Origin of the sequence: Neptunicella marina, assembly GCF_014270035.1 — a bacterium.
GTDB lineage: Bacteria > Pseudomonadota > Gammaproteobacteria > Enterobacterales > Alteromonadaceae > Neptunicella > Neptunicella marina.
Genome location: NZ_JACNEP010000023.1, coordinates 25,174 through 45,666, shown reverse-complemented (window position 1 = coordinate 45,666; position 20,493 = coordinate 25,174). Strand labels below are relative to the sequence as shown.

Below are 20,493 nucleotides of genomic sequence, written 5' to 3'. Positions count from 1 at the left end.
TCAAGTGCACAATGAAAAAAGCCAGTAGAAAATCTACTGGCCTTTGAAAAACCGTCAACCTATTTCAGGACGACACAGGCACGACTAAGTAACTGCGCCATTGCCTTATTAAATATTTTCATCCATTTGTCACAAAACTGACCTTTTGCGACTTTATTTATTTCTATGACGGCATGCTTTTTAGGACGACTTAGGTGAGTTTGATAGGCTCGTTTATGGGTTAATGCATCAAAGGTGTCAACAATCGCTAATAACTTAGCACCTTCGCAAATTTCTTCACTTTTCAGGCCCATTGGATAGCCGCTACCATCTATGCGTTCATGATGCTGTATAATGATTTTGCGTGCTTCGTTCCAGTGCTCCAGATGTTCAAGCAACTTAGCACTTTTAAACACGTGTGAACGCAACAGATTGAATTGGGATTGATCGAGAGTTTCTTCCTGATGTAATAACGCCAGCGGCATAAATGCCATGCCAAAGTCATGCACATAACAGGCAACAACTAATTGTTTTTCATCAATTGGATTACCCGCTTGTTTATTTAAGAATAACGCCAGTTTAGCTATGCGATCACAACGCCCCTGCCAGTATCTGGAGCGCTTTTCGACTGGAACCATTAACTCACGGAAAAACTGAATTTCATCCTGTTGTTCATCGTCAAATCCGTCGGTCATGTCCAACTCTTTGAGTGCCTGATCCTGTGGTTGATTCTTCACCTTTTTACCTTCAGGCACCACATCCAGCGACGGGTCAAGCAACAAAACAGATTCCGCCAGGAGTTGTTCATGTTGTGCATTATTCTGCGGGGTGATTCTACCTATATGGGTACAAAGTTGATTGTATAAATTTTCATCGTAAACAGCCTGACCATCTTTGATACAGGACTGCACAAACATTTTTACCCGATCCATGGTTAATAACACCAAATCGCTCATAGTACTGGTGTAATGTATTTGTCCTTTACGCAAAAAATCGAGTAAATCCTCCACACGTTGCAACAAAGGCAGCATTGGTGTGAAGTTAACTAACCCTAAATCACCTTTAATGGTATGAATAGAGCGGAAAAGGGCGCGCTGCAATTCGTTGTCTTCGGGTTCGACTTCCAGGTCAATCAGAGTTTGTTCGCTTGCTTCATAGAGTTCATTAATCTCTTCAAGCAACTCGTCCAGTACATCTTCATCCAGTTCATCATGTCGAAATGTTTGCATTTACTTCATTACCCGTTTCAGTCTTGAAAAAATAATCAGCATCCTCAAATCTATTGTAAAAAATACTGTTTGCCATGTTATGACAGATCAGACATGTAATAGATTCAAAAAAACGTATAATCACCCGCGAATTTAATTATAGAGTTTAGTTGTGGTTGCCTTAATAAGAATCCCTGTTATTGCCGTTTATTTTATTTTGATTAACATCTTTTTAATTTTCATGTGCCTGGTCAGACCATTTCATCGCAACAATGTTTGCACTGCTGGTCGCTTATATAGCACAACGGCACGCCTGTTTGGTTTAAAACTTGAATTTCGCATCCCGGATGACGTTAAACAGCAGGGCCCATTTGTATTTATCGGCAACCATCAGAATTCATTCGATATTTTTACTGTTTGTGGTGCGGCACAACCCGGAACGGTAACTATAGGCAAAAAAAGTTTAAAATGGATCCCCATCTTTGGCTGGGTTTACTGGCTATCAGGCAATATTCTGATTGATCGTAAAAACTCAAATAAAGCCCGCGGAACCATTGATATTGCCGCCCAAAAAATCAAACAGAAAAAGCTGTCAGTATGGATGTTTCCCGAAGGTACGCGCAGTTATGGCCGAGGTTTACTGCCATTTAAAACTGGCGCATTTAAATTAGCTAAATTAACTAATGCGCCCGTAGTGAGTATTTGTGCCAGCAATCTTCATAATAAAGTAAAATTAAATCGCTGGGATAATGGTACGCTGATTATTGATATGGCCAAACCCGTCATAATGGATGATTCCAAATCTTTAAAGGAATGGAGTCAGTATTTTCACGATACGATGCAACAGAAAATAGAGCAGCTTGATCGGGAAGTGACCACAAAAAAACAGGCTTAAAAACACATCACGCTTAGGACATCACTATGAGCTCAGAACTGGCCGAATGGCAGGTATTTAATCAGGAAACCATTGATGCATTGCTGGAAGATGGCAGTCAACCAGACGCGATTTATCAAATTGAATATCACTTTGCCTGTGACGATTTTGATCGTTTGGAAAAAGCAGCTGTAGACGCTTTTAAAGCAGGCTACGAAGTGGGTGATGCGGAAGAGCTTATATTAGATGATGGCGGTACAATCTTGTGTTTTGATGCTACTGTTGACCGCCCTCTGGACGTTAACAAAATAAACGAAGATACCGAAAAACTGTTAACCATCGCCACCAAACACAAGGTATTTTACGATGGTTGGGGTACGCATTTTATCGAATAATACTTAATTCGATTAAATAAGAAGGCATGGTATTCCATGCCTTTTTATTATCTAAAGCAAATGCTGTGGCTGACCTCTCAGCTTATATACCACGCCATTTTTCATCACAAAGTCCACCTTAGATAGTTGTTTAATATCATTGAGTGGGTTGCCTTTAACTGCAACTAAATCAGCCAACATCGTTGCCTTAATTTGACCAACTTTATTATCGATTTTAAATGCTTTGGCATTCCCCATAGTTAATGCATGCAACACAGATTTTTCGTTCATTCCATATTCGACCAACAATTGCGGCTCGATTGCATTGTCGCCATGAGTAAATACGCCAACATCACTGCCATTACAGATAATTACACCTGTATTAAGCGCCAGTTTAAAAGATGAATGTTGGTGCTGGATTTCCTCAGGTATGGGATCCTGACCTTTTTTCCAGCCACGATAGGCATTAATTGACTCTGTCGCAGCAAGCGTGGGACATAATGCGATTTGCTGCTTTACCATCATTTTATAAAGTTTTTCATTTCCGCCGTGCAGGCCATGCTCAATTGTATCAACACCCGCCACAATAGCCCGGCGCATACCTTCTGTACTGTGCGCATGAGCGGCGACAATTCGGCCACTGGTATGTGCGGTTTCCACCAACATATTTAACTCCTGTTGAGTAAAGGTTGGTTGCAAGCTGTGCTCTGGCCCCCAACTCGCATCGACATACACTTTAATTACGTCAGCACCATGTTTAATTTGATCGCGTACCACGTGAATAATATTATCGCCATCCGCTTCCTGCGCCCCCAGTGGCACATCAAAATTGGGATCAAAGCCTTTAGGTCCGTAACTGCCGGTTGCCACAATTGCCCGTCCGGCAACCTGCAATCCGGGGCCCACAATAATGCCTTGGTCAACAGCCTGTTTAATCCCTGCATCAGCATAAGCTGCTCCCTCACTTCCCAAATCCCGCATAAAAGTAAAACCAGCTAACAGCGTTCTGCGCAGATTTACGGTGGCTCTGGCAACACGTAAAGAACGAGCTTCATTTAACACTTGCTGATTCCAGTCTGCCTCATCATAAGGATGCAGAAAAATATGTGAATGACCTTCTATCATGCCAGGCATAAGTGTGTGCTCGGGCAAATCAATGCGCGTAGCATCTTTTGGAATTGACACTTTTTTCACATTACCTGCACTTATAATCTTGTTGTCGTTAACCACAACCCGCCAGTTTTGGTGCATCTCATAGCCATCAAACAAGTATTTAGGCGTTAAAACAAACTGTTCTGCTCTTAGGTGCAGACTGACTGCCAAAAGCGTGAAAACAGACCACATAGTCCGTTTAAAAACGTGATTATTCATATGATTCCTTTGTTATTATTTTTCGATAATTTTCAATCTAAAGGTTTGTTGTATATTGTTTTTTTACAGGACAGGATGCAAGCCGGGTTACAAAATATTCAGTACGGAGAAGTTTACATGTACCAACTTATTGAAGAGTGCGTTGATGTCGATACCTTCTTATTTTTGCGCCAGGTATCAGGGTTATCCCCCAGACCTCGCGCTGGAGCAGAGATCGGGTTGGCAAATTCGCTCTACGCTGTGCATATTTGTTACGAAGGCACACCCGTTGGTATGGGGCGTATCGTTGGGGATGGTGGTTTGAATTTTGACATTGTCGATATTGCAGTGCATCCCGACCATCAGGGAAAAGGCCTTGGGCGTAAAATAATGCAGGCCATTATGGATTATCTTGAGAAAAATACGTTAAAAGGGGCCTATATTACCTTAATGGCTGACGTTCCGGCGTTATATGAAAAATTCGGTTTCACTTATACTCGACCTGAAAGTGAGGGCATGGTGTTGGTCCGTTAATTCGCCTCACCAGAAATAACGGTTAAACCCGTTTTAATTCAAAACTAAAACAAGTGCCTTCGCCTAACTCACTTTGCACTTTTAAATCTGAATCCAGCAACAACATTAATTTACGACTAATCGCTAAACCCAGGCCCGCATGTAAGTTTTTATCTGTTTTAGATGTGGATGCCTGATAACGTGCGTCAAAAATAAATGCTAACTCAGATTCACTGATGCCAACGCCCGTGTCTCTTAAATCGATCCGTAATTTCTGCTCGTCGGTTTCCGACACCCGGATATCAATCGCCCCACCTTCTGGTGTATGGCGAATAGCGTTATCAATCAGATTACTGAGTACACGTTCAAGCTTGCCGATATCAGCAAATACCAGATATTCAAACTGGCTTGGATTAAGACTCAATGTAATAGACTTATCATCGGCTTTTAACGCAAATTTAGCCAAAACGTCATGCAATAACTCACCTAATGGGAACGATTCCTGGTTTAACGTGACTTGTCCCCCTTCCAGATAAGCCAACTCAAAAATCTGGTCAATTAAGTGTTTGAGATTTTGTGCATTTTTCAGTGAAATCTGGGTAAAGCGTTGTCTATCCTGTTCACTCAAAGAGTCAGGGTTAAGCGCTAATGTTTCAATATACCCCTGTAAACTGGCTAACGGTGTACGCAAATCGTGAGATAAGTCGGCTAACAATACTCGACGCTGCTGATCAATTTGTTGCAACTGTTCATATTGTTGCTGCAAACGCATTAACATTTGTGAAAAGGCACTTGAAAGCTGCTCAATTTCGTTTGAACTATCTGAGTTTGCCGTCGATAACACACCCAATGAGCCCTGATATCCGGCCTGCTGAATACTCTTAATCCCCGAGGTTAACTTATAGAGTGGCGCGGTAAAATACCGGAACAGAATCAGCAAACAGATCATCAGAAATAACATACTGGCTGTAACCAGCAAAGCCATGTTTTTAATCGTTTGATTCTGCTGAATGTTAGCCAGAATATTATCGTAAATTTGACTGCCAATTATCATGTACAAGTAACCCTGTAACTCTTGTTCTTTATAAACAGGGGCGACAGAGAATATTTTTTGTAATCCTAAATTACGCGGGTCATCACCAACCACTGGCAAATCCAGGTCAGATTGCAGCAAATGTTTTACCGGTGTTAAATCAATACGTGTTCTTTTTACTTCGCCAGGCTTTGCTGAATAAGACAGGATATTGCCATTTGGATCGATATAGTAAAATTCAAAGCTTGGACCCAGTAGCATGAGGGTATGGAACAGATTTTCCAGTGCATCGTGATCATAGCTACCTTCTGCTAATAAAGGGTTGTCTTGCACTAAATGCTCAGCTAAACCAAGATGTAAACGTTGCTCCGCAGCCAATCGAGTCGTTCGATGCAAGTATTCACTGCCCCATAACATCAGACTCAGTAAGATTAGAAAGACCAGTACCAGACTGATTGCTAAACGTTGATATAAACTCATCGCCATAACAACCTCCTTACAATACGCCTGATGGATTAAATTTGTATCCAACACCCCAAACGGTTTGCACAATCTGCGGTTCCGTAACATTTTTCTCTATTTTGGCGCGTAAGCGATTAATATGAGAATTGACTGTGTGCTCATACCCACTGTGATGATATCCCCAAACGGATTCAAGCAACTGGGCACGTGAAAACACCTGATTGGGATGGCGAGCAAGAAAGTGAAGTAAATCAAACTCAGTTGATGTTAAGTCCAAAGGCTTTAACCGCAAACTTGCCTGATGAGTCGAACCATCAATGATGAGCTGATTTACTTCTGTGCGGTTGTGTTGTTCAACGGTTGCTTCATGAGTGAGTTGTTTCATCATACGTGCACGACGTAAATGAGAACGCACTCTGGCTTGCAACTCTCTAACACTAAAGGGTTTGGTCATATAATCATCAGCGCCTAATTCCAACCCCAACACACGGTCAGTCTCAGAATTTTTGGCAGTGAGCATTAATATTGCCTGCTCAGGCTTGGTTTCCCGCACCTTGCGGCAGATGTCCAGCCCACTCATACCCGGTAACATCACGTCAAGCAGTAACAAATCCCATGGCTGAGTGAGTGCTTGTTCACACGCTTTATCACCACGAGCAAGATGGGTAATGGCTAATCCCAGTTCAGCTAAATTAACCCGGATCAAATCAGCAATATCTGCATCATCTTCAACCACCATTACCTTTTCTTGCATGTGATTTTTCCTAAATTACATCTGTTTATTGCATTCTGGTGACTATAATTTTAGCCACTGGGTTATCGAAACGATGATGAGAAGTCAGTACTGATTCCATTAATCCATCATCTTTAGTCACAACCCCGGGATGCATAGCAACAAAGTCAACATCATCGCGCGCAGCATCAAAACCGTTACCACCCGCGGCCGGCCCAGGTATGGTCGACTGAAGTTCGCTATTTGCTTCGGTACCCGCATCATAAGCCATTGACATGGTCGACCAGCTTGCGCCTACTTCAAGCTCAGCCAAATCCACACTATCCAGACCGGTGAACGCATCATTTGTATTCACTAACATAGTAGCAACAGATAAATTAGCGTCAGCAACATCCTCAATTGATACTGTGATAGTATCCGAATGTCCCGGCCCCACTGGCGCTTCTCCCGAAGCAGACGCCATCACATTTTCCATTGCCAGTATTTCGCTGTTATCACCACCTTCGGCCATAAGCTCCAGAGCTTCAGACGCAGACTCACCAACAGTCCATAGATGACCTTCCTGATGTAATACCACAGCAACTGGAGACAGTGGCTGCCCGTTGGTTAAATTCACCACTGTAACTTCATAACTATAAGTTACAGGGGCTGGCGGCGGGGGCGGTTGTACTACAGGAGTGTGATCATTATTACTGCTTCCCCCACAGGCTGCTAAAACAAACGCAGCTAGAGCAGGTAAAACAAATCGACAGGATTTATGCATAACCATAATCATTGTCCCCTTAGTTTACTGTTACAGTCACTTTAGCTACCGGATTTAACCAGCGATGCACGCGGCTATCGACATCAGATTTACCACCATCAATCATGTCATCACCGATATTACCTGGATGAATGTGAATCACTTCAGAGCCATTCATATCTGTTACACCAGTACCATTGGTGCCACCATTACCACCGGGAGCGGCTGGAATGCCAGGTACGCCAGGTGCACCACCGCCGGTAATTAATTCGTCATTTGCTTCAGTACCTGCGTCATAACCATTTAAATAAATCGTGTAGGTACCGGCTTCGCTTGGAATGTGCCAACTATCCAATCCAACAAATCCATCGTTAGTAGGCAACAACATACCGACAATTGATAGTCGTGTATTATCAGCAGAGGTTGACAACATCGTCATGGTTGATGCGCCGGGAGCTAACAAACCACCAGCGGGATTAGCACTACTATTTGCGGAAACACCATCAGCAATCGACTCCAGACCTGAAATATCAGCGCCTTCAGCCATTGCCTGTAATTCACCAGAGGCAGCTTCACCCACGTGGAACAATGCCGCTTCATCTGAATGAGCTGTAACTAATAACGGGGTAAAGTAGATTCCCTGAGTCAGGTTTTGAATATGGATGTCGATATCAGCAGCCTGAGTTGACATCGTCGTTGTTGCAAGTGCACTTAGAATTAATGCAGAAGTTTTTTTCATTTTCCTTGTCCTATTAAAGTATTCGGGTCAGGAAAATGATGGAAGGGATTTATCGCAAAAGTATCACAGACAAATCACAAATTTATATCAATTTAACACTAAAAAAATGCCACCGACAGGTGGCATTTATAATACTGAGTATGGTGTTAAGTTAGTACAATAATGAGTATATTTTGCGACGATACGCACCTGCCAGAGGGTCACCTGCCGGTAAACCATTAATAATATCCAGGGCAAATTTCCTGGCCTCACCAAAATTAAGATCTTGCTTTAAAACATCAAATAACAAACTTAACGCTTCTTCATTGCGTTTGGCTTGCTGCAACTGAACCGCCAGTTGTATTTTAATTTCATTGTTATCCGGCGAAGACTGTAATTGCTGTTGTAATGCCTGAATTTCAGGTGTATCAGCCGCTTGCTCGGCCAACTCGATGAGTCCCAGCAACCGTTGATAATTATGGTCCTGATCGACCATTGTAATGGTACTCAATAAAGCTTTAGCCGGTTCGATATGACCCAACTGAATATAAATATCAGCTAATAACAGTTTAATCGGTGCATGCTCACTATTAATATCATAGGCCTGTTTCGCTAACTGAGCAGCTTGTTCCAAATCTCCCTGTTCCATCGTTGCTGAAGCCTGTTCTAATAAAAGCTCTTCGGGTTTAGGCAGATGTTTACACAATAATTCGCGCAAATCGGCTTCTGACTGCGGACCAACCGCACCATCAATCGGCTGACCATTTTTAACCAACATCACTGTCGGTAAACTGCGTACACCAAATTGCATCACAACTTGCTGTTGCTCATCACAATTGACTCTGGCCAGAATCACACTTTGTGCATATTCAGCAGCAAGATTTGCTAACAGCGGAGCCATTTGCTCACAAGGCTCAACGCCTGCCTGCCAGAACTCAACCAGAATCAGTTTATGTTGTGAATCTTCCAGCATAACTTGCTGAAAGTTATCTAAGGTAATATCAACAATATTGTTTTGCATAAGTTTTCTAAGTATGAAATTTTCCAAATAACTGGGGGCATAATATCGAAATACAAGCTTTAGTTGTTAAATTGCACAGGAATCAAGCAACAGCTAAAAAATTTATCATTTTTTTTAACTTAGGGCTTTTCAATTCTTATTGAAGCATATATTATCGCGCCCTCTTGCAGATGTGGTGGAATTGGTAGACACGCTAGCTTCAGGTGCTAGTGGCCTCACGGCCGTGGGAGTTCAAGTCTCCCCATCTGCACCAATTTCTTGGTTCCTTATTTTCCCCAGCTTTCTTTTATTACTTTGGTAACGGTCTTCGCCATATCCAAATCGCTACTATCAACATTAATAACACTAATAGCACTTTTTTATAGGTCTCATGATCAGTTAAGGCAAAAATAACCGCACTAACGCTCATCATGCCGGATGATAAATATTTGGCTTTTAACGGAATGGCTCCCTGCTCACGCCATTGACGAATAGTAGAGCCATACTTAGGGTGATTTATCAGAAAAGACTCCAACCTGGGCCAACCTTTACTCGCCGCCCAGGCCGACAATAATAAAAAAGGAACGGTTGGCAAACCTGGCAATGGAATACCGATAAATCCCAGTATCAGTGCGATTATCGCTATCCCTCGCCAAAACCAGATTACAACAAATTTCATTCAATCCTGATCGTTAATACACAACATTTGTTTCAGATATGGTGTAGTAGATATCAGTCACTGCGGCAGGTGTCACCGTACCAATAGTTTCAACATATTCAGCTTTTATAAATCCCAACCCCGGATATAACCAGAAAGTTCCTATTTGGGAGTCTGTCTGAGAATTGGGATCACTTTCTGAATATTCATATTGCATTCGAAAGGCTTCAAAATTACCAAAAGGCGTTTTGATTACTTCAATTCGATCAATATTCATTATCTGATGAACGCTAAAGGTCGCCGAGTTATCACCTGCTTGATCGGGGTCGTCATACAAGTGATTTTCAAAATTCACGTCACTATTAAACCCAACGGCAGGCTCTCCAGGGATAAGCAACATTCCTTTGCTACTGTTGTTTTGGAAGTTTAAGCCAAAAATATCACCGGTACGACGTTCTAAAAACCCAATCTCACTAGTTGAAGTATTAGAACTTTCAGAAAACTGAATAACCTCCTGATTAAGCGACGAAATAACTTTGTTTGCAACTATGACCTGATACGTTTTTTTTAAGGTTTTATTACCGTCGGAAAAGGTAACTGGGTCATCAGAAGTGACATAACTTACATTGTATTGTCCACGCTGATGGCTGGCAGGTGCATTTGAATTGCCCCGGAAATCGAGATCCAGTTTGTAATTCAAATAGTCTCCGTCAGCAAAGCGCACTAAAGTTGGATCATTTGTATCAATAAAATAGTCGGCAACAAGCAATGCAAGACTGACATTAACTTCATCAGTAGCTGTCGCACCTTCCAGATCGGTTACCGTCACTTTAAAGGTTAAGGTTTCTGTCGTTTCAATATTCGGTGCAGTGAACTCCAGCTTAGCCTGATCTGTTGTATACAATCTTACAGACGTACCTGAGATCTGTTCCCACTGATAGGACGCAATAGAACCATCCGAATCCTCAGCCACTGCCGTTAACGTTATGTCACTTTGTTCTTCTACATTAATATCATCGCCAGCTGATACGGTAGGTAAGACATTTGGGAATCTTTTCAGTGAAATAGTCACCGAATCGCTTGTTTCGGCACCTTTATCATCTTGCACCGTTAAACTAAAAACCAGTATTTCATCCTGAATTATGTCTGGTGCAGTAAATGTTGCAATTGCCGAGGTTGCGTCATTTAGCGTAACCGGAATGCCTGATGTTTGAGTCCACTGGTAACTGACAATTTGACCATCTGAATCCTCAGCGCTGCCTGTCAACGTGACAACAGATTGCTCATCAAGGGTTTGGTCATCACCTGCATCCACGGTAGGAGCTATATTAGGATCAAGGATCTGAACGGTAACATTAACACTCGCTCTGGCGCTGGCACCATCGTTATCTGTGACGGTTATGGTAAACGAATAGGTTGTTTCAACGTCAACCTCAGGCGCAGTGAAACTTAAACTTACGCTATCAGCTCCATTCAATGAAATAGCAGCACCAGTAGTTTGAGTCCAGCTATAGGAAGAAATAGACCCATCCGGATCGGATGCACTTGCGGTAAGTGTGACAACATCGCCTTCTGTCACAATTTGATTAGTACCTGCAATGACAATAGGAGCTTTATTGGCAGGAGGAGGATTTCCACCTCCAGAAGAACCACCTCCTCCGGATGAACCGCCCCCACAAGCAGCCAAACCTAGAAGAAATAGCTGAATTAATGCTAAACGAAAAAAAGGCATTAGAAACTCTCCATGTTAAGACACGTTATGAAGGCTTGGTGTCTTCATAAATTGAGTTTCCATTATGCGCGTTTTGTATTAAAAGTCTTCAAACTTAGCAGGCCGATTACAAATAATAACAAGATGGAAGATTCTGGAACCGGATTAGGGTTAGGTTCAGTATTAATATCACCATCAATTCTCACACCTGGCAAAAATGCATTATTGTAGGGCACTAAACTAGGCGACCAACCGTCTTCATAACCAACAATATATTCATCCATGGTACCGCGTGCCGAGGTTGGTAACAGGCCGTGCACAGACTGGTTTGCACCAGCGTCCATCAACTTAGGTACAAAAGATACCCAGTAGTCGCCGGCAGTTAACAACCAATCTAACCCAGTAATGCCATACCACCCCATCGATGCATTAGCAGCCAATGACACTACGCCGGAAAACAAGGTTTCCCCGGGATAGAAAAAATCATCACTTAAAATCGATACAACAACATCACCAGTAAAACCGGAATTATTTGAGAAAAAACCCTCAATTGAATTCAGTAAATAATCTTCTTCAATGCCAAACATACCGGCAAAGTACTGGCCATAATAAAAGTTGTAAGAGTCATTGTTATAGGTAGGTTGCGACGCACCAACGTCATCAGGCACTGGTTCGCCTGTATCTACAATTAAGGTCGCATTGGCATTTATTGCCAAAAACAGGCACACAACTGGCAATAACTTCTTTAACATCTTTATTCATCCTGTTAAAAATTTAAAAGCTAGCAGCCAAGTACAACCATAAATGGCAAAAATATTTTTACAACAACAGGTTATACTGCATCGCTTGGTACTTCGCATCTAACAATGAGATGCACTTATGTATGTTATTTTACACCCAGTTATATCAGTTGATAAGTATTTCTGATTATTTTTTAACTAGTTTAATCTTTGGTAGGCATGTTTATGGACAATCTTGACAAACAAATTCTGCAAACGCTGCAAACCGACGCAAGTCTGTCGGTAGCTGAAGTCGCTGAGAAAGTAGGCTTGTCCAAAACGGCTTGCTGGCGTCGTATGCAAAAACTGGAAGAAGATGGTTATGTGCTTGGTACCGTTACATTACTCAATAAAGATAAACTCAATTTAGGTTTACCGGTTTTTATCTCAATTAAAACAAATCAACACAATAATGACTGGTATGAGAAATTTTGTTCCATTGTCACCGACATTGCTGAAGTGATCGGTGTGTACCGAATGAGTGGCGAGCTGGATTACTTATTACATGCTGTTGTGCCTGATATGCAGGGTTATGATGCGCTTTATAAAAAACTGATCGAAGCTGATTTAAATGATGTAAGCGCCAGCTTCGTCATGGAAACCATTAAGTCAACCACCCAACTTCCTCTAACTCATATGTAGCATAAAAACACAAAAATCAGGAATTTAATTCCACAACAATATACATATTAGAAATATTATTTTATCATATCGCCGTTTTAATGAACGAGGCGGCGTTATGAGTATATATGAGTATTTTTTACCTTTCAGACAACACATAGTAGGCGATCAACTTACACATAAGCTTCAAACTCATAAGCAAAAAATTATTTATGCGGACTGGACCGCCAGTGGTCGCCTGTATCAACCAATAGAAGAATTCATCAGTCAGCAGCTCGGGCCTTATGTTGCCAATACACATACAGAAACCAACCTGACCGGCACCACCATGACTCAGGCGTATCATGATGCGCAAAAAATAATTAAGCAGCATGTAAATGCGAATGCCAATGATGTATTGATTTGTGCGGGATCAGGCATGACAACCGTTATCAATAAGCTGCAACGCATGTTGGGATTACGCTCCAGTGAAAAATGGCAGGATAGAATTCAACTGAACGAACAGGAAAAGCCGGTTGTTTTTATTACCCATATGGAGCATCACTCCAATCAGACAACCTGGAATACCTGTGATGTGACGGTTGAGGTGGTCCGCCCAAACGAACAAGGATTGCCTTGCACCCATCACTTGCAGTCGTTATTAAAACAATACGAACAGCGCCCGTTAAAAATTGGATCTTTTACTGCTTGTAGTAACGTTACCGGAATAAAAACCGATTACCATCAACTTGCTGCGATTATGCATCAGCATAACGGCTTATGTTTTGTCGATTTTGCCTGTTCCGCGCCTTATGTTGACATCGATATGCATCCACAGGATCCACTTCAACACCTGGACGCCATATTCTTCTCACCACACAAGTTTTTAGGTGGGCCAGGTAGCAGTGGTGTGATGTTGTTTAACCGCAACCTGTATACCAATAAAATTCCGGATCAACCGGGTGGCGGCACAGTTAGCTGGACTAACCCATGGGGTGGCCAGGGATTTATTGATGATATTGAGGTACGAGAAGACGGCGGCACGCCGCCGTTTTTACAAACCATTAAGGCCGCGTTAGCTATCAAGCTAAAAGAGCAGATGGGAACTGAGAAAATTGCTGCGCGTGAACAACAGTTAGTGAAAATACTGATGTCGGGTCTGGATACAATCCCCCAGGTGGTTATGCTTGAACCAACTAAACGTGAGCGCCTGTGTGTAGTGTCATTTTATATCCCCAACGTACACTACAATCTGATTGTGCGTTTACTGAACGACAAATTTGGCATTCAAAGTCGTGGCGGCTGTTCCTGTGCCGGCACCTATGGTCATATTCTGCTGAATGTGGATCAAAATAAATCCCAATCCATAACCAGTAAAATCGACTCTGGTGATTTAACAGAAAAACCCGGCTGGGTAAGATTATCTCTCCACCCCACCAGCAGTGATGAAGAGGCGCATTACATAGTCAATGCGGTACGCCAGATTGCCGGTAATATTGGGCAGTGGCAGCAGGATTATCGTTTTGATCCCTGTTGTGGAGACTTTGTATCCGAGATTTGCCAAACAGATCTCACAACCTTAAGCCAGTTTAATCCGTTGCCAGTGAAAAAACGCAAAGGATTGAGTGCTTTATTTGCTAGCATCAGGCGATGAACTTTGCTTGAATACTCCCCTGTTTGACGCATTTTGCATTGCAGGGGAATTGTCATCATGCAAAAAACCATTGCGCTGGTCGCACATGATCATAAAAAACAAGAACTAATCGACTGGGCAACCACACATAAAGCCTTACTTGAACCGCATAAACTGGTTGCTACGGGCACAACAGGTGGTTTAGTGGAGAATGCGCTAAACCAACCCGTGCATAAATTTAAAAGTGGTCCGCTAGGTGGTGATCAGCAAATCGGTGCGCTGATTTCTGAAGGCAAATTAGATGCGCTGGTATTTTTCTGGGATCCGCTTAATCCAGCCCCACATGATCCCGACGTCAAAGCTTTATTGCGATTATGCTCGGTATGGAATATTCCGGTAGCCTGTAATCGTGCCAGTGCCGATTTAATGTTTGGCATTCAGTCTCTTGAGCATATGCATTACAAACGGGAAATACCTACTTATTAAGCAGGTATTTCCATTACCTCGCTACAGCGCTTTATTATACTGCTGCTTACCTGCGACCCAGGTTTGCAATACTTGTACTTTCCATAAATCCTGTTCAGGAATGGCAAAAATATCACGATCAATTACCACAAAATCAGCCCACTGATTTTTGGACAATCCGCCGATGACTTTTTCCTGATAGCCCGCATAAGCCGCGTCAATGGTAAAAGCGCGTAGTGCTTGTTCCAACGTCATCTTTTCTTGCGGTCGCCAGCCCCCTGGCGGCTGATTATCACGATCCTGGCGGGTTACCGCAGCGTGAATGCCATAAAACGGATTAGCTAACTCAACTGGAAAATCCGACCCTGCAGCTATCAAAGTGCCTTGCTTTAACAAGGTCTGCCACGCATACGCGCCAGCTAAACGTTGTTCGCCAATACGATCACCTGCCATGTTTTTATCGCTGGTGGCGTGGGTGGGTTGCATAGACGCTATGATATCCAGTGATTTAAAACGCGGAATATCCTCCAGTGCAATAATTTGCGCATGCTCAATACGATGCCGTAAGTGCCTGGCTTTTGATACGTCGCGCACCGCAGCAAACTGATTTAACGCCACATGGTTAGCCTTGTCACCAATCGCATGAATATTGACCTGGTAGTCACGTTTAACCAATTCAGGTAACAATTCACTTAGTTGCTTTTCACTGGTAACCATTAATCCATTATTGTGTGGATCATCGTCATAGGGTTTAAGCAATGCTGCGCCACGACTACCCAACGCGCCATCCGCAACCAGTTTGACACTACGAATAGATAACATATCTTCGGGATCAGTAATAAACCCCTTGTCCAGCATACTTTTAAACTGAGCATCCCAGCCTGCCAGCATGGCATAAATTCGCATTTTAAATTTGCGCTGCTCAAGTGCATCAAGATAGAAGTCATAGGCTGCCTTTTCAGTACCCGCATCATGCATTGAGGTAATGCCCAACTCAAGAAGGTGTTGCTGTGCAGCGTCAAACTGCTGCTGCAACTGTTGCGGCGTGTCGGCCGGCATATGCTCGCGTAATATATCCATGGCATTATCGATGAGTACCCCGGTGGGCTCACCACTGGCATCACGCAGTAATTGCCCACCGGGAGGGTCGAGCGTATCTTTGCTGATTCCTGCCTTTTTCAAGGCCAGACTATTTGCCCAAACTGCATGCCCGTCGATACGCTCCAGTACCACAGGACGGTTACTAATAAACTCATCCAGACTGGTTTTGCTGGGAAACTGTTTATCCGGCCACAGAACCTGATTCCAGCCCCGGCCTGTCACCCATTCCAATTCAGGATGTACCTCTGCAAATTGAAGGGTTTTGGCCACTGTTTGTTGTTCTGATCTAATATCCCGCACATCAACCGCCAGTAAACTTTGCCCCAGCCCCATAAAATGGCCATGAGCATCAATTAATCCCGGCAGAATTGTTTTACCCTGCATGTCTTGACGGCTGGCATCCGGATATTTTTTGAGTAAGTCTGCGTTGCCCCGGTCCAGCACTTTGCCGTTTTCCACCAGCATAGTGTTAAACGAAACCAGCGAACGGTCAGGTTCAAATCCATAGCCTTTAAAGTTATATATTAAGTCTGCGGCCATTGCTTGAGGCGCTGCCGACAGTAACGCCGCCCCAATCGCCAAAACAGTGTTAAATTTTTTCATTATTAGTCCTAGTGTTTTGCAGATTTCATGTAATCAAGGGTTAAGTTTGTCAGTAATTCCACACCTAACTGCATACCCGACTCATCGATAACAAAATAAGGCGTGTGGTGATCAGGCGCTTTTTCTCGTGGCATATCCAAGGCTTTACCGCCCACAAATAAATATAAGCCTGGAACTTGTTGTTGGAAAAAAGAAAAGTCTTCAGCACCGGTTACAGCCTGCGTATACAAAGTATGTTCCTCACCAGCTGTGCGTTTTAATGTAGGTAACATTTTTGACATCAAAGCAGGATCGTTATACGTGATGGGATAGCTCTGCTCTAACGGCAAAGTTACTTCAGCCTCAGCGCCCATACTGGCAGCAATATGCTCAACTTTATTTGGCAGGCTTTGATAAACCTTGTTACGTGCTACAGGATTTAAAGTACGAATGGTACCCAGCATTTCGACCTTATCCGGAATAATGTTGCTGCGTACGCCACCATGGATGGAACCGACAGTTACAACCGCGGCGTTGTCTAACAACTTGATTTCGCGACTAACAATAGTTTGCAACCCCATAATCACCTGCGCAGACGTCACGATAGGGTCGACACTTTGCCAGGGATAAGCACCGTGTGATTGTTTGCCTTTAATCACAATTTTAAAAGGGTCAACACCGGCCATAATGCCGCCATCTCGGTATTCAACCGACCCTACATCTAAATCAGAGCTAATGTGCAAACCAAACACCACATCTACCCCCTGCATCACGCCCTGCTCCACCATCAATTCGGCACCGCCACGTTCACCGGCTGGCACGCCCTCTTCGGCGGGTTGGAACACAAATTTAACCTTACCCTGCAAACTGCTTTTGTTTTCACTCAATATAGTGGCCGCGCCCATTAACATTGCGATATGCGTATCGTGACCACAAGCGTGCATCACAGGCACGCTTTTTCCGTTGTATCCACCCATAGCTTGCGAACGAAATGGCAGCTCGTTCATTTCTTTAACTGGCAGTGCATCCATATCGGCACGCAACGCCACAGTGGGCCCAGGATTTCCAGAATCCAGCACAGCGACCACACCTGTATGGGCGACACCGGTTTTGACCTCTAAACCAAGCTTTTTAAGATAATTCGCCACGTATTTAGCTGTGGCAAATTCACGATTGGATAATTCGGGGTGTTGATGAAAATGACGTCGCCATTTCACCACTTGATCTTGCAATTTTGCTGCTGCATCACGAACGTCTTGCGCACTTGCAGTCATGCAGCAAAGCAATAAAGGGTAAGCCAGCCACTTTTTCATTTATCAGTCCTTTTGTTTTTATTGGGCAACTTCATTCGTTTATACAATAGCTTAGGGCAATACAACAGGGTAAGCTCTAATAATCTTTTCTATCACAGCAGGATTTTAGTGTGAAAAAACTAACCTTAACTCTTACCACCAGTTGTTTGCTGACTCTGGCTAGCTTGTCTCAGGCGTTTGCCACCACTCACATTACCATGACCACCAATATGGGGGCGGTTGAACTGAACCTATATGAAGATAAAGCCCCTAAAACCGTGGCAAATTTTATTAAATATATTGAAGCCGGGGCATTTAATCAGGGACAAATATATCGTGTTGTACGTAAAGATAATGACAATGGCTCCCCGAAAATAGAAGTGATCCAAGGTGGCGCCAACCCTGAATTTAAAGACTTTGAACCGGTAGAACTGGAAACCACGCAACAAACAGGCCTTAGACACTTAGACGGCACCATTTCTATGGCACGCGATACCCCCAACACCGCAACCTCTGCATTTTTTATCTGTATAGGTAATCAACCATCGTTAGATTTCGCGGGGCAACGTAACAAAGACGGTCAGGGATTTGCAGCCTTTGGCCAGGTAACAAAAGGCATGAGCGTGATTAAAAAGATTCATCAAATTACTGCAACTGAAAAAAGTGAAGACGCCTATACGGCGGGTCAGATTTTAGCTGAGCCAGTAGTAATTGAGTCCATCACTATCAGTCAGTAAAGCACCTGCTTTACTAAATTAAAAAGCCGGAACTGAGTCCGGCTTTTTAAGTTCTGTTTTGATATTAGTCTTTCAATTTACTACCCGAAAATCCGTACCAGGCAATGTAAATATAACAAAGTACCGGCAAAATGAAGCTGAATTGAATACCGTGAAGGTCTGCTATCAACCCCTGAATTGGTGGAATAACCGCACCACCAAAAATTGCCACACATAACAAACCTGACCCCACACTCGCCAACGGACCTAAACGCTCAATCGCCAAACTAAAAATGGTTGGGAACATAATAGAATTAAATAAACCCACAGCCAAAATTGCCCACATAGCAGTAGAACCAGATGTATTCATCGCGGTTAGTACTAAAACTACAACTGCCAATGCATTGAAGGTTAAAACTGCGCGGGGAGATACTTTGGTCATTACTGCCGCGCCAACAAAACGGCCAACCATAGCGCCGCCCCAGTAATAACTTACCAATGCAGATGCCTCTTTTTCCGCTAATCCGGCAATGCTTGGCTCAGCAAAGAAATTTACTAATAGACTCCCAATGGTAACTTCACCACCAACATAAACAAAAATACCAATCACCCCAAATAATAAATGTGAGTGTTTAAGTGCGGCTTTAAAGCCACCTTTCGCTAATTCAGGATCATGTTGTTCTTCTTCAATAACGGGCAAATTTAAACGTGAAAATATAATCGCCAGCACAAATAAAGCCGTCGCTAAAATAATGTAAGGTAATTGCACAGATGCTGCTTGTGACGCTTTATAAGCTTCCACACTTTCTGCCGACATCGTTGCTAACTCAGCGGATGCAACAGTTGCTACTGAAAAAATAAACGCTGCACCAAAAAATGGCGCCAATGTGGTGCCCAAAGAATTAAAAGCCTGGGTTAAGGTTAAACGGCTTGATGCGGTACGCACAGGGCCTAAGCGCGTAACGTATGGGTTAGCCGATACCTGTAAAACAGTGATACCAGCTGCCAAAACAAACAACGATAATAAAAACAATCCAAAGACTTGAGTCGAAGCGGCAGGATAGAACATCAGACAACCAACACCAGCAATGGTTAAGCCTGTTACAATACCGCGCTGATAACCGACCTTTTTAACATAGGCACCTGCAGGGTAAGAGACAATGGCATAGGCACCAAAAAATGCCGTATTTACAGTCATCGCCTGAAAGTAACTAAGTTCAAAAACCGCTTTTAAATGTGGGATCAGAATATCGTTTAAACAGGTAATGAAACCCCACATAAAAAACAAACTGGTTAAAATAGCCAATGGCAGTTGATACTGTTTTTGATCAGTATGAGCTGCGGTGTTAGCGACATTTTCCATAATCAACTCTTCTTGTTGTCATTAAAATAAATGTAACCGCTTACATTGCGGTAGTTATCTTCAGGCCGCGAGTAGCCTGCTAAGCCACCGCGATACAATCTGTTCAGCGGATAGCAATATTTGCTTTGGGGACAGCGCAATATCAATTTGTTTTACATCACCCTCATCATCAGGCTGTTGCAAACTCTGGTACTGACTATCTAATAAAGCGGATGGCATAAAATGCCCGTTACGCTGCTGCATGCGCGGTAAAATAACGTCTGCGGCACCATGTAAAAATAAAAAGATTGTTGCAAAGGGTAATTGCCGGAACGCCTCTCTGTGCGCTTTACGTAAACCTGAATAAGCCAGAACACAATGCTGACGTTGCGCAGCTTTTTCCCGCAAAAAGTCACACATATGATCTATCCAGGGCTGGCGGTCAGCATCTGTTAACGCAATACCTGCTGCCATTTTTTGCTTATTTTGCTCCGAATGAAAATCATCCGCTTCCACAAAACTAAGTTCGTAATGATCAGCGAGTTGTTGCGCCAGAGTCGATTTACCACATCCGGACACACCCATTACGATAATTAACACAGGCCTGTCCAACCGGCGCAACGACGAT

At 43.1% G+C, this 20,493-nt stretch carries 21 protein-coding genes and 1 tRNA gene; 8 read left to right on the top strand and 14 right to left on the bottom strand.

What is annotated here, in order from left to right:
* Nucleotides 1–59: 59 nt before the first annotated feature.
* On the bottom strand, nt 60–1,208 hold the full coding sequence (locus tag H8B19_RS17715) for an HD-GYP domain-containing protein (protein ID WP_186508355.1): 1,149 nt from the start codon (nt 1,206–1,208) through the stop codon (nt 60–62).
* Nucleotides 1,209–1,359: 151 nt separating this feature from the next.
* Here H8B19_RS17715 and H8B19_RS17710 point away from each other — a divergent pair, with 151 nt between their 5' ends.
* Both H8B19_RS17710 and rraB read left to right on the top strand, forming a co-directional pair.
* On the top strand, nt 1,360–2,082 hold the full coding sequence (locus tag H8B19_RS17710) for a 1-acylglycerol-3-phosphate O-acyltransferase (protein WP_186508354.1): 723 nt from the start codon (nt 1,360–1,362) through the stop codon (nt 2,080–2,082).
* Nucleotides 2,083–2,108: 26 nt separating this feature from the next.
* Nucleotides 2,109–2,456 (top strand): ribonuclease E inhibitor RraB, encoded by a 348-nt coding sequence (rraB, locus tag H8B19_RS17705; RefSeq protein ID WP_186508353.1) that lies wholly within the window; start codon nt 2,109–2,111, stop codon nt 2,454–2,456.
* A gap of 51 nt (nt 2,457–2,507) precedes the next feature.
* On the opposite strand, the gene H8B19_RS17700 is transcribed toward rraB, so the two are convergent.
* On the bottom strand, nt 2,508–3,806 hold the full coding sequence (locus H8B19_RS17700) for a metal-dependent hydrolase family protein (RefSeq protein ID WP_206683209.1): 1,299 nt from the start codon (nt 3,804–3,806) through the stop codon (nt 2,508–2,510).
* 117 nt (nt 3,807–3,923) lie between these two features.
* Here H8B19_RS17700 and H8B19_RS17695 point away from each other — a divergent pair, with 117 nt between their 5' ends.
* Nucleotides 3,924–4,319: a GNAT family N-acetyltransferase gene (locus tag H8B19_RS17695; protein ID WP_186508352.1), complete on the top strand. Its 396-nt coding sequence runs from the start codon at nt 3,924–3,926 to the stop codon at nt 4,317–4,319.
* Between the two features lie 22 nt (nt 4,320–4,341).
* Here H8B19_RS17695 and H8B19_RS17690 read toward each other — a convergent pair whose 3' ends face one another.
* The 5 genes from H8B19_RS17690 to H8B19_RS17670 all read right to left on the bottom strand — a co-directional run bounded on the left by H8B19_RS17690 (nt 4,342) and on the right by H8B19_RS17670 (nt 9,007).
* Complete coding sequence (locus H8B19_RS17690; RefSeq protein ID WP_186508351.1) at nt 4,342–5,817, bottom strand: sensor histidine kinase; 1,476 nt, start codon at nt 5,815–5,817, stop codon at nt 4,342–4,344.
* Between the two features lie 10 nt (nt 5,818–5,827).
* Nucleotides 5,828–6,547: a response regulator transcription factor gene (locus H8B19_RS17685; protein WP_186508350.1), complete on the bottom strand. Its 720-nt coding sequence runs from the start codon at nt 6,545–6,547 to the stop codon at nt 5,828–5,830.
* A 25-nt stretch (nt 6,548–6,572) separates the two neighbouring features.
* A complete protein-coding gene (locus tag H8B19_RS17680; protein ID WP_186508349.1) occupies nt 6,573–7,289 on the bottom strand; it encodes a spondin domain-containing protein in 717 nt (238 codons plus the stop codon).
* Between the two features lie 19 nt (nt 7,290–7,308).
* Nucleotides 7,309–8,007 carry a spondin domain-containing protein gene (locus H8B19_RS17675; RefSeq protein WP_186508348.1) on the bottom strand — a complete coding sequence of 233 codons (699 nt, stop codon included), beginning with the start codon at nt 8,005–8,007 and terminating at the stop codon, nt 7,309–7,311.
* 151 nt (nt 8,008–8,158) lie between these two features.
* Nucleotides 8,159–9,007 (bottom strand): thioredoxin family protein, encoded by an 849-nt coding sequence (locus H8B19_RS17670; RefSeq protein ID WP_186508347.1) that lies wholly within the window; start codon nt 9,005–9,007, stop codon nt 8,159–8,161.
* A gap of 166 nt (nt 9,008–9,173) precedes the next feature.
* On the opposite strand from H8B19_RS17670, the gene H8B19_RS17665 reads away from it, so the two are divergent.
* Nucleotides 9,174–9,260, top strand: a tRNA-Leu gene (locus tag H8B19_RS17665).
* 36 nt (nt 9,261–9,296) lie between these two features.
* Here H8B19_RS17665 and H8B19_RS17660 read toward each other — a convergent pair.
* The 3 genes from H8B19_RS17660 to H8B19_RS17650 all read right to left on the bottom strand — a co-directional run bounded on the left by H8B19_RS17660 (nt 9,297) and on the right by H8B19_RS17650 (nt 12,107).
* Nucleotides 9,297–9,665, bottom strand: a complete 369-nt coding sequence (locus tag H8B19_RS17660; RefSeq protein WP_186508346.1) for a YbaN family protein — start codon at nt 9,663–9,665, stop codon at nt 9,297–9,299.
* A 13-nt stretch (nt 9,666–9,678) separates the two neighbouring features.
* Nucleotides 9,679–11,376 (bottom strand): PKD domain-containing protein, encoded by a 1,698-nt coding sequence (locus tag H8B19_RS17655; protein WP_186508345.1) that lies wholly within the window; start codon nt 11,374–11,376, stop codon nt 9,679–9,681.
* Between the two features lie 62 nt (nt 11,377–11,438).
* Entirely contained in the window at nt 11,439–12,107 is a 669-nt protein-coding gene (locus H8B19_RS17650) for a hypothetical protein (protein ID WP_186508344.1), read from the bottom strand.
* A gap of 213 nt (nt 12,108–12,320) precedes the next feature.
* Here H8B19_RS17650 and H8B19_RS17645 point away from each other — a divergent pair, with 213 nt between their 5' ends.
* The 3 genes from H8B19_RS17645 to H8B19_RS17635 all read left to right on the top strand — a co-directional run bounded on the left by H8B19_RS17645 (nt 12,321) and on the right by H8B19_RS17635 (nt 14,853).
* Nucleotides 12,321–12,776 carry an Lrp/AsnC family transcriptional regulator gene (locus H8B19_RS17645; protein ID WP_186508343.1) on the top strand — a complete coding sequence of 152 codons (456 nt, stop codon included), beginning with the start codon at nt 12,321–12,323 and terminating at the stop codon, nt 12,774–12,776.
* Nucleotides 12,777–12,873: 97 nt separating this feature from the next.
* Nucleotides 12,874–14,388: an aminotransferase class V-fold PLP-dependent enzyme gene (locus H8B19_RS17640; RefSeq protein WP_186508342.1), complete on the top strand. Its 1,515-nt coding sequence runs from the start codon at nt 12,874–12,876 to the stop codon at nt 14,386–14,388.
* Nucleotides 14,389–14,445: 57 nt separating this feature from the next.
* Nucleotides 14,446–14,853 carry a methylglyoxal synthase gene (locus H8B19_RS17635; RefSeq protein WP_186508341.1) on the top strand — a complete coding sequence of 136 codons (408 nt, stop codon included), beginning with the start codon at nt 14,446–14,448 and terminating at the stop codon, nt 14,851–14,853.
* A gap of 21 nt (nt 14,854–14,874) precedes the next feature.
* On the opposite strand, the gene H8B19_RS17630 is transcribed toward H8B19_RS17635, so the two are convergent.
* Nucleotides 14,875–16,536 carry an amidohydrolase gene (locus H8B19_RS17630; RefSeq protein WP_186508340.1) on the bottom strand — a complete coding sequence of 554 codons (1,662 nt, stop codon included), beginning with the start codon at nt 16,534–16,536 and terminating at the stop codon, nt 14,875–14,877.
* 8 nt (nt 16,537–16,544) lie between these two features.
* Complete coding sequence (locus H8B19_RS17625) at nt 16,545–17,789, bottom strand: amidohydrolase (RefSeq protein WP_241737668.1); 1,245 nt, start codon at nt 17,787–17,789, stop codon at nt 16,545–16,547.
* 149 nt (nt 17,790–17,938) lie between these two features.
* Here H8B19_RS17625 and H8B19_RS17620 point away from each other — a divergent pair, with 149 nt between their 5' ends.
* On the top strand, nt 17,939–18,544 hold the full coding sequence (locus tag H8B19_RS17620; RefSeq protein ID WP_338401547.1) for a peptidylprolyl isomerase: 606 nt from the start codon (nt 17,939–17,941) through the stop codon (nt 18,542–18,544).
* A 64-nt stretch (nt 18,545–18,608) separates the two neighbouring features.
* On the opposite strand, the gene fucP is transcribed toward H8B19_RS17620, so the two are convergent.
* Nucleotides 18,609–19,886 (bottom strand): L-fucose:H+ symporter permease, encoded by a 1,278-nt coding sequence (gene fucP, locus H8B19_RS17615; RefSeq protein ID WP_186508338.1) that lies wholly within the window; start codon nt 19,884–19,886, stop codon nt 18,609–18,611.
* A 60-nt stretch (nt 19,887–19,946) separates the two neighbouring features.
* Nucleotides 19,947–20,465, bottom strand: a complete 519-nt coding sequence (locus H8B19_RS17610; RefSeq protein ID WP_186508337.1) for a gluconokinase — start codon at nt 20,463–20,465, stop codon at nt 19,947–19,949.
* Nucleotides 20,466–20,493 lie beyond the last annotated feature (28 nt).